Source organism: Pelodictyon luteolum (genome assembly GCF_001622165.1).
GTDB lineage: Bacteria > Bacteroidota > Chlorobiia > Chlorobiales > Chlorobiaceae > Chlorobium > Chlorobium luteolum_B.
This window is the reverse complement of record NZ_LVWG01000017.1, coordinates 1-11,818: the sequence shown is the minus strand read 5'-3', so window position 1 is coordinate 11,818 and position 11,818 is coordinate 1. Positions and strand designations below refer to the sequence as shown.

The 11,818-nt window shown below is 58.3% G+C and carries 8 protein-coding genes; 5 read left to right on the top strand and 3 right to left on the bottom strand.

All coding sequences use genetic code 11. From position 1 onward, the window contains the following. Positions 1-5 precede the first annotated feature (5 nt). Positions 6-1,101 (bottom strand): peptide chain release factor 2 gene (gene prfB, locus A3K90_RS02270; RefSeq protein ID WP_303680977.1). Its coding sequence is split into 2 segments (ribosomal slippage): positions 6-1,031 and positions 1,033-1,101, totalling 1,095 coding nucleotides; the frame shifts between segments, so codons are not numbered across the junction. 310 nt (positions 1,102-1,411) lie between these two features. Here prfB and A3K90_RS02265 point away from each other — a divergent pair. The 3 genes from A3K90_RS02265 to A3K90_RS02255 are packed head-to-tail and all read left to right on the top strand — an operon-like array spanning position 1,412 to position 7,516. After that, positions 1,412-3,430, top strand: a complete 2,019-nt coding sequence (locus A3K90_RS02265; RefSeq protein WP_303680976.1) for an alpha-1,4-glucan--maltose-1-phosphate maltosyltransferase — start codon at positions 1,412-1,414, stop codon at positions 3,428-3,430. 50 nt (positions 3,431-3,480) lie between these two features. Further along, positions 3,481-6,783, top strand: coding sequence for a maltose alpha-D-glucosyltransferase (treS, locus tag A3K90_RS02260; protein WP_303680975.1), 3,303 nt, complete (start codon positions 3,481-3,483; stop codon positions 6,781-6,783). 55 nt (positions 6,784-6,838) lie between these two features. Next, a complete protein-coding gene (locus A3K90_RS02255; RefSeq protein ID WP_303680974.1) occupies positions 6,839-7,516 on the top strand; it encodes an alpha/beta hydrolase in 678 nt (225 codons plus the stop codon). A gap of 6 nt (positions 7,517-7,522) precedes the next feature. Here A3K90_RS02255 and mazG read toward each other — a convergent pair whose 3' ends face one another. Further along, on the bottom strand, positions 7,523-8,335 hold the full coding sequence (gene mazG, locus A3K90_RS02250; protein WP_303680973.1) for a nucleoside triphosphate pyrophosphohydrolase: 813 nt from the start codon (positions 8,333-8,335) through the stop codon (positions 7,523-7,525). Between the two features lie 113 nt (positions 8,336-8,448). Here mazG and A3K90_RS02245 point away from each other — a divergent pair, with 113 nt between their 5' ends. Together A3K90_RS02245 and mnmE are read left to right on the top strand one after the other, a co-directional pair. After that, entirely contained in the window at positions 8,449-9,132 is a 684-nt protein-coding gene (locus A3K90_RS02245) for an SDR family oxidoreductase (RefSeq protein ID WP_303680972.1), read from the top strand. A 30-nt stretch (positions 9,133-9,162) separates the two neighbouring features. After that, positions 9,163-10,581, top strand: coding sequence for a tRNA uridine-5-carboxymethylaminomethyl(34) synthesis GTPase MnmE (gene mnmE, locus A3K90_RS02240; protein WP_303680971.1), 1,419 nt, complete (start codon positions 9,163-9,165; stop codon positions 10,579-10,581). A 272-nt stretch (positions 10,582-10,853) separates the two neighbouring features. On the opposite strand, the gene pfkA is transcribed toward mnmE, so the two are convergent. Then, on the bottom strand, positions 10,854-11,818 hold a 965-nt coding region (gene pfkA / locus A3K90_RS02235), incomplete at its 5' end, for a 6-phosphofructokinase (protein WP_303680970.1).

The window sequence follows — 11,818 nt, the reverse complement described above, 5'->3', positions numbered from 1 at the left end:
GTGCCTCAGTCTCCGAACTCGGAGAGGTACTTCTCCATGAAGTCGTCGATATCACCGTCCAGCACGGTTTCCACGTCAAAGCGTTCGTAGTTGGTGCGGTGGTCCTTTATGCGGCGGTCGTCGAGCACGTAGCTGCGGATCTGGCTTCCCCACTCGATTTTTTTCTTCTTTCCTTCCACTTCGCGTTTCCTTGCATCCTCTTCCTCGCGCTGGCGCTGGTAGAGCTGCGCCATCAGCATCTTCATGGCGCGTTCCCTGTTCTGGAACTGCGAGCGTTCCTGCTGGCAGCCGACCACGATGCCGGAGGGGATATGCTTGATACGTACGGCGGTTTCCACTTTGTTGACGTTCTGGCCGCCTTTGCCGCCGCTACGGAAGGTCGACAGCTCAAGGTCCTCCTTGCGGACCTCGATTTCCACATCGGGCGGAGCCTCGGGGTAGGTGTAGACGCTGGCGAACGAGGTGTGGCGCCGTGCGTTCGAGTCGAACGGTGAAACCCGCACGAGACGGTGCACGCCGTTTTCCGCCTTCAGGTACCCGTAGGCATAGGGGCCCTGTATTTCAAGGGTTGCGGTCTTGATGCCGGCGCCGTCACCCTCCTGATAGTCATCGGTATAGACCTTGAACCCCTTGCGCTCGGCCCATCGCATGTACATCCTATAGAGCATCTCGGCCCAGTCCTGGGCCTCGGTGCCGCCGGCTCCCGCATGGATTGTGATGATGGCATTGCCGGGATCGTCCTTTCCGGAGAGCATGTTCTTGAACTCGATGGCAGCAATCTCCTGCATAATGGCGTCAATCGATGCTGTCAGCTCCCGTTCGAACGACTCGTCTTCCAGCTCGTCTGCTATTGCAAGCTCATCGCGGCAGGATTCAGCCTGCCCTGCGAGCTTTTCGTAGCCCTCGACCCAGGATCGGTTTTCGTTCAACTCCTTGAGGACAGCGTGTGCTGCTTTCTGGTCGTTCCAGAATTCGGGGTTTCCGGAAACCTTTTCGAGATCCTCTATTTTCTCTTTGCGCTGGTCGACGTCAAAGATACCCCCGTAACTGTTCCAGGCGCCTGTTGATGTCCTGCAGTCTTTCTTTTTGTGGTTCAAACATAATGGTTGCTGTTTATTGCGGGTGCGGCTGTGCCCCCTGGTGTGTGGGTGAAAACGGAAACTTCCATAAAAGAAGGATTTTTTTTGCCGGAATGCAAAGCGGGTCCTTTTCCTTGCGCTCAGGAAATTAGCGGAGTTCGCTGGCAAAAAAGTATGGGAGTTTTCCTATTTTCCAGTTCAGGCCGTAATAAAGTTTTCATACGGCAGTGCCGGACACCCTCCTGCCCCTCCGAGGGCGGGCTTTCCCTCCGGGAGTCGATGCTGCTGCACCGCCGGAATGCATCCGGCCCACAACAAGATCCAAGTCCACGATGAAAGACACCTTCCTCCGCTCCGCTCCCCTCTGCTCACCCAGGGAGTTCGATGGACGGCAACGGGCCGTTATCGAGCATGTTTCTCCCGAAGCCTACGGGGGATGCCATCCCGCAAAGGCGGTTGAGGGGGGGCTGGTGCAGGTTGAGGCGGACATCTTCGTCGACGGTGCCGACATGCTCCGGGCTGAAGTGTGCTTCCGCCCGGCGGGAACTGCTGACTGGGAATGCTCGCCGATGAAGCCGATGGACAACGATCGCTGGGGCGGCTCGTTCAGGGTCGGCATGCCCGGGCCCTATGAATATACGGTCCAGGCATGGGTAGACCACTTCAGCACCTGGCGAAGGGGGCTGGTAAAAAAAATCGAAGCGCTTCAGGACGTTGCCCTCGACCTTGAAATCGGTGCGCTCCAGGTTGATGCGGCCGCCGGTCGCGCCGGTGAAGCCGATGCAAAAAAACTCAAGGCATCTGCCGCAGCAATCCGCAGAGAAGGGCGCCTCAAAAGCAAGGGGGTCGATGCCGCGCTTGACGAGGCCCTCGTGCTTCTCATGGAGAGGAACCCCGACCGCTCGGCGGTTTCGGTGTATGACCGGGTCCTGCCGCTCACCGTCGAGCAGGAGAAGGCCGGGTTCAGCTCATGGTATGAATTCTTTCCCCGTTCATGGGGTTCGGTTCCGGGGAGGCATGGCACCTTCCGCGACTGCATGGAGCGCCTGCCTTTCATCGCCGGCATGGGGTTCGATGTCGTCTATCTTCCGCCCATCCATCCGATCGGTACTACGAAAAGAAAAGGAAAGAACAATGCGCTCAAGGCTGAGCCCGGGGAGCCCGGCAGCTGCTGGGCCATCGGCAGCCCGGAGGGAGGACACAAGTCGGCCCATCCCGAGCTCGGTACCATCGAGGATTTTACGGCCTTTGTCGCTGCGGCAGGAGCCGAGGGGATTGCCGTTGCCCTTGATATCGCCTTCCAGTGCTCTCCCGACCACCCCTGGGTGCAGGAGCACCCCGACTGGTTCCGCTGGAGACCGGACGGCACGGTGCAGTTTGCCGAGAACCCCCCGAAACGGTATGAGGACATCCTTCCCCTTGATTTCGAGACGGCCGACTGGCAGAACCTCTGGATGGAGCTGAAAAGCGTCTTCCTTTTCTGGATCGGAAAGGGAGTGAAGATCTTCCGCGTCGACAACCCGCACACCAAGGCTTTCGGGTTCTGGGAATGGGCCATCGCCTCAATCAGGGCGGAGCATCCCGATACGGTGTTCCTCGCCGAGGCATTCACCCGCCCGAAGCTCATGGCCCGCCTTGGTAAAATCGGCTACAGCCAGTCCTACAGCTACTTTACCTGGCGGAACACCAAGCATGAGCTCCAGGAATACATGAAGGAGCTCACCACGCCTCCGCTCAGCCACTTCATGCGGGCTAACTTCTGGCCGAACACTCCCGACATCCTCCACGAGGAGCTGCAGACGGGCGGCAGGCCGAAATTCATCATCCGCATGGTGCTTGCCGCAACCCTCTCTTCGAACTACGGTATGTACGGCCCTGCCTATGAGCTGTGCGAGCACCTGCCTCCGGCACCGGGCAAAGAGGAATATCTTGATTCGGAGAAGTATGAGATCAGGGAGTGGGATCTTGACCGCCCCGGCAACATCCGTGCCGAGATCACCCGCATCAACCGCATCCGAAGGGAGAATGCTGCCCTGCAGCAGACCCCGTCCATCTCTTTCCTTACCATCGAAGACTCGCCTGGTCACGAGAACGAGTGGCTCATGGGATACGTCAAACAGTCCGATGATGGCACGAACATCATTCTCACCGTCGTCAATCTCGATCACCAGCGGCGCCGCAGCGGCTGGATGCGCTTTCCGCTTGAGCAGTTCGGCCTCTCCCACGACCACGCCTTCAGGGTCGAGGACCTCTTCAGCGGAATGCAGTACGAGTGGAGGGGGGAGTGGAACTATGTGGAGCTTGACCCCTCAATCATGCCTGCGCATGTGTTCAGGGTGAGGCTTGCCTGAAAAATTTTGTCGATCTGAAAATTCAATCACTTTACCCGTTCAACCCCACCATGTATCAACCTGAACCGCTCTGGTACAAAGACGCCATCATCTACGAGGCGCATGTCAAGACGTTCTACGACAGCAATAATGATGGCATCGGCGATTTTCAGGGGCTTCGCCGCAAACTTCCCCATCTGGAGAGCCTCGGCGTCACCGCCATCTGGCTGCTTCCCTTCTATCCCTCGCCCCTGCGCGATGACGGATACGACATTGCCGATTACATGACGGTCAACCCCGACTACGGGACGCTGGACGATTTCAGGGAGTTCCTCGAAGAGGCCCACAGCCGAGGGCTGAAGGTCATCACCGAGCTGGTGGTCAACCATACCTCAGACCAGCACGCATGGTTCCAGCGCGCACGCAGGGCGCCGGCAGGCTCAAGGGAGCGGGACTTCTATGTTTGGAGCGACGATCCCAACAAGTATTCCGAAACCCGCATCATCTTCCAGGACTTCGAGGCCTCCAACTGGACATGGGATCCTGTTGCCGGCCAGTACTACTGGCACCGCTTCTTCCACCACCAGCCGGATTTGAACTTCGAGAACCTTGATGTCCAGCAGGCGCTCTTCGACGTGCTCGATTTCTGGCTCGGTATGGGGGTCGACGGCCTCCGGCTCGACGCCGTTCCCTACCTCTACGAGGCTGAGGGCACCAACTGTGAAAACCTTCCCGAGACCTACGAGTTCCTGAAGAAGCTCCGCCGCCATGTCGATGAGTACTTCCCGAACCGCATGCTGCTTGCAGAGGCCAACCAGTGGCCGGAAGATTCCGCAGCCTACTTCGGCAATGGCGACCAGTGCCATATGAACTTCCACTTCCCCTTGATGCCGAGGATGTACATGGCCCTTGCCACCGAGGACCGATTCCCCATCATCGACATCCTCGAGCAGACCCCGGAAATCCCCGAGAGCTGCCAGTGGGCATCGTTCCTGCGCAACCATGACGAGCTGACCCTCGAAATGGTGACCGACGAGGAACGCGACTACATGCGCCGCGTCTACGCCAACGACCCCAAGGCACGCATCAACCTCGGAATCCGCCGTCGCCTCGCTCCGCTCATGACCAACGATCGCCGGCGCATCGAGCTCATGAACATCATGCTCCTTTCGCTCCCCGGCACGCCGGTTCTCTACTACGGAGACGAAATCGGCATGGGCGACAACTACTACCTTGGCGACCGCGACGGTGTGCGCACCCCGATGCAGTGGAACAGCGACCGCAACGCCGGGTTCTCCCGCGCCAACCCGCAGCAGCTGCTGCTTCCTGTCATCATCGATCCCGAGTACCACTATGAGGCGGTGAACGTCGAGGTGCAGGAGAGCAATGTCAACTCGCTGCTCTGGTGGACCCGTCACGCCATTGCCACCGCGCGTCGCTATAAGTCGCTCAGCCGTGGCACCATCGAGTTTCTGCAGGTCAGTAACCCCAAGGTGCTCATCTTCATCCGCCGTTACGAGGACGAAACCATCCTGTCGGTCATCAATCTTTCAAGAAACGCCCAGGCGGTCTCCGTCGACCTCTCCGACTTCGAGGGTTACACTCCCGAAGAGGTGTTCAGCATGAACCGCTTCCCGAAAATCCGCCAGTCGCCCTATATGCTCTCGCTTGGCGCCTATGGGTATTTCTGGCTGAAGATGGTACCCGATGCCGGCGATGTATCATGCCGTTCCGGTCTGGAAACGCCGTTCGCTGAAGTCTATAACTGGCCGGCGCTCTTTGCCGGCAGGAGCCGTGAGAAGCTTGAAAACTCGGTTCTGCCCTGCTACTACCAGGCAATGCGTTGGTTTGGCGGCAAGGCGCGCAATGTCCTGCGCATTTCGATTGTCGATACCATTCCGGTTGAGGGTATGGAGCATGCCAAGCTCCTTGTTACCGAAGTCCGCTACTCCAGCGGAGAGAATGAACTCTATCAGCTGCCGGTCAGCTTTGTTCCGCTTGCGGATGCATCGTCTTCCGACGACAACTTCTACAGGAGGGTCATCGGCCGCGCTGTTGTCGGGGAAGTGGACGGGTACCTGTGCGACGCGACCTACGAGAACGCGTTCCTCAGCCGTCTCTTCAGCATCATGGTCGGCGGGGAGCAGTGGAAAGGCAAGGCGGGCATCGTTTCCGGGACGAAAGGATCCGCTCTCGAAGCGTTCCGCGATGTGACGGACGGGTCGGAGCCGGAGCCCTTCCTCATGGGGGTCGAGCAGACCAATACCTCAATCCGTTTTCATGACTCGCTCTGCTTGAAGCTCTACCGGCGCATCGAGAAAGGCATTTCGCCCGAAATCGAGATGTGCGGTGCCTTGACGGAAAAAACCGGCTTTGAAAGCCTTCCGAAATATCTCGGATCGCTCAACTATGACCAGGGTCGCCATGCCGGATACTCCATCGGCATCCTGCAGAATTTCGTGGAGAATGAAGGTGATGCATGGCAGCTCTCTCTTGACCAGGTTGCCCGTTACTTCGGCGACGTTCAGGCCAAGGTTGGCGCCGGCATCGAACTTCCGCCCATGCAGCAGCTCAGCGGCAGCCCCGTCCTGGTCCCTGAACTCATGCATGAGCTTATCGGCGGCGCCTATCTCGGCATGATCGAGAAGCTGGCTGAGCGTACCGCTGAAATGCACCTTTCGCTGGCCTCGCTCGACGCCGATCCGGCGTTCGCCCCGGAGCCCTTCACCACCCTCTACCAGCGCTCGATCTATCAGGCGATGTGTGAGCAGGTGAAGCGCGCCATGATCCTCATTGGCGAGCTGATGCCTTCCATGGAGCCGGAACAGCGCGAACTCTGCTCACTGCTCGTTAGGAACCAGAAGGACATCCTGCAGCAGTTCGAGCCGGTCCGACAGGATAAGATCGATACCCTGAAAATCAGGATTCATGGGGACTACCACCTTGGCCAGGTGCTCTTCACCGGCAAGGACTTCGTCATCATCGACTTCGAGGGAGAGCCGGCCCGTCCGATTTCAGAACGCAAGATCAAGCGCTCGGTCTTCCGTGATATCTCAGGCATGCTTCGTTCGTTCGACTATGCGGCCTTCCATGTGCTCCACCTCAACGAATCGGTGGTCCGCGCTGAAGACCGGCATCAGATGGAGCCCTGGGCCGATCGCTGGAGCAATGCTGTCGGTCAGCACTTCCTCGACGCCTACTTCAAGAGCACCGAGGGCAGTGCAATCGTTCCGGAGGATCCCCGTCAGCGGGAGCATCTGATGAACGCCTACCTCATGAACAAGGCGGTCTACGAGCTTAATTACGAGCTCAACAACCGCCCGCAGTGGGTCGGCATCCCGATCAGGGGCATCCTGAAGATGCTCGATATGTAACGGAATCAGGATAAGCAGAGGGGGCCGCAAGTGATGCGGCCCTTTGCTTTTCAGGGTGAGCACAGAAGATGAGCATGAGGATATGGTGAACGAACGGGTTATCCCTGTTACAATCTGCGGGCGGGCACTATTGCGTCCTTCCGCGCTCCCAACACCAGCCGGGCACCTTGTCGGCTTTCACGGGTACGGGGGAACCGCTGAAGATGAGCTCCGCCTTCTTACCGCCATTCCCGGGAGCGATAGATGGACTCTTCTGTCCATCGAGGCCCTCCATCCCGTAATCCTTCAGGATGGCAGACAGGGCAGCAGCTGGATGACCTCCCGGGACCGGCTGAGGCGCATCGAAGAGAATATCCGGTATGTGGATGGTGTGTTTGACGCGCTGGACGTCGAGGGCGGCATCCCCGGTACGATTGTCTTCCATGGTTTTTCGCAGGGCGCCGGGATGGCAGTAAGGGCTGCCCTGCAGGGGCACCACTCTCCCGCGGCCGTAATGCTGCTTGGCGGTGATATTCCTCCTGAAGCGGAGGATCTCGGTAGGATGGGGCGGGTGCACCTTGCCCGCGGTCTCAAGGATCGGTTGTATACTGTAGAAAAATGCGATGAGGATAGAACCCGGCTCCGGGACGCAGGTGTGATGGTTGATGCCTGCACTTTCAGGGGTGGGCACGGCCCCGGGGCGGAGTATCTCCGGTCAGCCGGGGCGTTTCTCGCCGGCTGTGTCCGGGGCTGAATCCGCTCAGGGAGTGTTTTTCGCTTTCCTCCAGAAGGCGTCGAGTTCTTCGGGGGTATGGTCCTGCCAGCTTCGAGCTGACGCCTGTACCTGCTCTTCGACTTTCCCGAACCGGTCCATGAACTTGTTCGTTGCCTTTCTCAGCGCATCTTCCGGGTTTGTGCCGATGAAGCGGCTGTAGTTGACGAGGGTGAAGAGTATGTCACCGAACTCTTCTTCCTGCTCCCGGGGCCCTGGCGCTTCCTGCAGTTCCCGAACCTCCTCTGCAAGTTTCTCAAGCACACCTTCGGCGCTGGCCCAGTCGAAGCCGACTCCCGCAACCTTTTTCTGCACCCGGTAGGCGCGAAGCAGCTCCGACATGGCCCTCGGTACCCCCTCAAGCAGGCGCTTGCGCCCCTCCTTCATTTTCAGCGACTCCCAGTTCTTCAGCACGTCACCCTCTGTTTCAGCGACTGTATCGGCGAATACGTGCGGGTGGCGGTGGATCAGCTTACGACAGAGGCCGTCCATCACCTCGTTGAAGGTGAACTTCCCCGAATCCTCGCCCAGCTCGGCCTGGAAGCAGACATGCAGGAACAGGTCGCCCAGCTCTTTTTTCAGCTCCTCATCGTCATTGCCGTCGATGGCGTCCACCAGTTCATAGCTCTCCTCCAGAAGCAGGTGCGCGAGAGACTGGGGCGTCTGTTTGCGGTCCCAGGGGCACTCCCGGCGCAGGATCTTCAACAGGCTGAGCACCCGGTCGAACTGTTCGGGGAGGGTGCGAGGACGAATGGCGGCTATCTCGGCTTTCAGTGCTTCGTTCGGATTTTGTTCATTCATGATGCGGGGGATCGATCGGTTTCTTTGACTTTGGGTGAAGTTAGCAATTTCCTCTGAGCTATTGCGTATACTTGAAATGATCCCCCCTTGCATAATGCATTTGGAGAACGACCATGAAAATCAGGGATGCAGGAATCGTTGTGACCGGATCAAGTTCCGGAATAGGGCTGGCCCTTTCGGAAGCCCTTGTTGAAAATGGTGGGAATGTCATAGGGCTCAGTCGGAGAAAGACCCTCATTCCGGCTGGGGCGGGCGGAGGACGCTTCCGCTCCTTTCAGGCGGATCTTTCTCTTCCCGAGGATATTGCCGAGGCGTTTCGGCGGATCCAGGAAGAGGGTCCGCCGGTTGACATTCTGGTGAACAACGCCGGGTGGGGTGAATTCGGGGACATGGAGACCCTCCCGCGCGAAAGCTGGGAGGGGATGCTTTCTGTCAACCTTGCAGCTCCGTTTTTTGCCATACAGGAGGTGGTGAGCGCGATGAAGGAACGGCGCCGGGGGATGATCATCAACGTTGCTTCTATTGCCGGCAAGAGGGGCATCAAGGGGGCTGCGGCATACTGCGCCACCAAGTTCGGTCTCGTTGGTCTGTCGGCATCGCTGAAGGAGGAGTTTCGGGAGTATGGCATCAGGGTTTCCTGCATCTGCCCCGGAGCCGTCGATACACCGTTTTTCGATACGACCAGCATCCAGCCTGAAAAACGCATGGACACCATGGCGGTCGTTGATGCCATCATTGCCGCCATCGTTGCCGATGATGATGTCCTGCACGAAGAGGTCATCATCTGTCCGCTGTAACCATTAACCATTCAATATCTTCCTGAAGCCATGCCTGCATCCGTATTTCAGCAGCCCGATATCCCTATTGCCGCAATTGCTACTCCGGTGGGTGTCGGTGCGCTTGCCATTGTCCGTATGAGCGGGAGTGGCGTCTTAGGAATTGCTGACCGGGTGTTCAGGAAAAAAATGGGGAAGTCGTTCAGTTTCGAGGCGGCCGAGGGGTTCACCGCGCATGTCGGCACGCTCTTTGACAGTGAAGGTATGGTCGACGAGGTCGTTGCGCTCGTTTTTCGCTCCCCCTCGTCGTTCACCATGGAGGATATGGTCGAGTTTACCTGTCATGGCGGGCCCGTGGTCGTTCGCAGGGTGCTTGCGGCGCTGCTTGATGGCGGGTGCCGGCTCGCCGAACCCGGAGAGTTCACCCGGCGCGCCTTCCTCAACGGCCGAATCGACCTTTTGCAGGCTGAAGCCATCGGCGAGATGATCCACGCCCGTACCGATGCGGCATTCCGCACTGCTGTAACGCAGATGCAGGGCGGCCTTTCGCGCCGTCTGAATGAGATGAGGGAGGGGCTCCTGCAGTCCTGTGCTCTTCTTGAGCTTGAACTCGATTTCAGCGAAGAGGATCTTGAGTTCCAGAGCAGGGAGGAACTCAGGAGTGAAGTTGACCGGCTCGATAAAGAACTCTCACGCCTTGTCGATTCATATCAGCATGGCAGGCTGCTTTCGGAAGGGGTTTCGAGCGTCATTGCCGGCAGGCCGAACGCCGGCAAGTCGACCCTGCTCAACCTGCTGCTCGGCAAAGAGCGTTCCATCGTCAGCCACATGCCGGGTACAACCCGCGACTATATCGAAGAGTGCTTCATCCATGAAAAGACGATGTTCCGGCTCACCGACACCGCAGGGCTGCGTGAGTCCGACGAAGAGGTGGAGCATGAGGGGATAGAGCGTAGCTATCGCAAAATATCCGAGTCCGATCTCATTATCTACATTCTCGACCTGTCATCGCAAGACTACCTCTTGGAGGCAGCTGTTGCCATAGGCTTCCAAAAGAGCTGTCCCGCAGCACGTATGCTTGTTGTCGCAAACAAGACCGATCTTACGCAGGACTGGACTGAGCGCATAGAAAAACTTCGCGGAGCGGTTGGCTGCGTCGTTGTTCCCATGGCCGCTTCACAGGGCGAAGGGCTCGGGGAGCTCAAAGATGTCATGGCAGGAATGGTCGAAGGGCTTGACAAACTCCATGAAGCCAGCGTGCTCGTCACCAGCCTCCGACACTACGAGGCTCTGCGCAACGCTTCGGATGCACTCCATAACGCCCTCGAACTGATCGACGGAGGAGAGGCTACAGAGCTTATCGCCTTTGAGCTCCGTTCCGCACTCGATTATGTCGGAGAAATCACGGGAAAGGTTGTCAGTGAAGAGCTGCTGAATACGATATTCAGCCAGTTCTGCATCGGGAAGTGAGCGTATGCGGCCTTGGGCGGCGCGGCGTTCATCCAGAGCTGAGATGAAAGAGGCTTTTGCGGTTGTGCTTAATTATTCCCGATACCTCCGACTTTTTCCGCATACGCTTATGGGCGCTTCACCGCTCTATCGGCGGCTGCTTGAGGCCTGCATCGCAGACGCTTTGGCCCCCTTTTATGAGGGACGGATTGTGCCCCCTCAGTCTTCCGGTTTCGAGTGAGAAGAGCTTCATTTGGAGGCTTCAGTATTTTATCCGGGCACAGCCCCGCATCCTACATCCCGTTCAGCAGGTTGTGGACCTCCAGAAGTTCGGTGTCGATGCTGTGGTTCATTTTGACCGCCTTGTTGAATGTCACATGCACGATCCTGTCGTTGTCGAGGCCGATCATGATGCTTTTCTGGTCGTTCAGGAGCGCGTCGACGGCGGCGATGCCCATCCTTGTGGCATTGATCCGGTCTCTGGCCACGGGGCTGCCGCCGCGCTGGATATGGCCGAGGATTGAGATTCGGACGTCGAGGTCGGGGTGATCCCTCTGGACCTGTTCTGCGATGAGCATGGCACCGCCGGCTTCGTCGCCTTCGGCTACCATGACAATCCCGCTGGACTCCTTGTCGCGGTATCCCTTCTCCAGGAATTTCTGCAGTTCGTCGTGCTGGGCTTTCGATTCGGGAATGAGGATCACCTCGGCTCCGCAGGCGATGCCGCTGTTGAGGGCGAGGAGGCCGGCTTCGTGGCCCATGACCTCGATGAAGAATATCCGTCCGTGCGAGCGGGCTGTGTCCTTGATTTTGTCGACAGCGCAGACCACTGAGTTCAGGGCAGTTTCATAGCCGATGGTATAGTCTGTTCCGTACATGTCGTTGTCAATGGTGGCGGGAATGCCGACAAACGGGATGTCGCATTCCTGCGACATGACCCAGGCTCCGGTGAACGATCCATCGCCGCCGATGACGATAACGGCGTCGATGGATGCGGCTGCCAACTGCTCTCGGGCTTTGAGTCGTCCTTCAGGTGTCCGGAATTCTTTGCATCGGGCAGTCTTGAGCATCGTTCCTCCAAGCTGCAGGATGCCTCCGACGTCCGATGACAGCAAGGGGATGAAATCACCCTCTATCATTCCCTGATATCCCCGCAGGATTCCGACAGCCTCCCGCCCTGCGGAAATGGTTGCGCGGGTTGCCGCCCTGATGGCGGCATTCATGCCGGGAGCATCGCCTCCGGATGTCAGTATGCCGA

Excerpts from the sequence above, each read along its gene's own strand:
- A3K90_RS02265 (WP_303680976.1), top strand. The coding sequence starts at position 1,412 with ATGAAAGACACCTTCCTCCGCTCCGCTCCCCTCTGCTCACCCAGGGAG.
- A3K90_RS02245 (WP_303680972.1), top strand. The coding sequence starts at position 8,449 with ATGAAAATCAGGGATGCAGGAATCGTTGTGACCGGATCAAGTTCCGGA.
- treS (WP_303680975.1), top strand. The coding sequence starts at position 3,481 with ATGTATCAACCTGAACCGCTCTGGTACAAAGACGCCATCATCTACGAG.
- mazG (WP_303680973.1), bottom strand. The coding sequence starts at position 8,335 with ATGAATGAACAAAATCCGAACGAAGCACTGAAAGCCGAGATAGCCGCC.
- mnmE (WP_303680971.1), top strand. The coding sequence starts at position 9,163 with ATGCCTGCATCCGTATTTCAGCAGCCCGATATCCCTATTGCCGCAATT.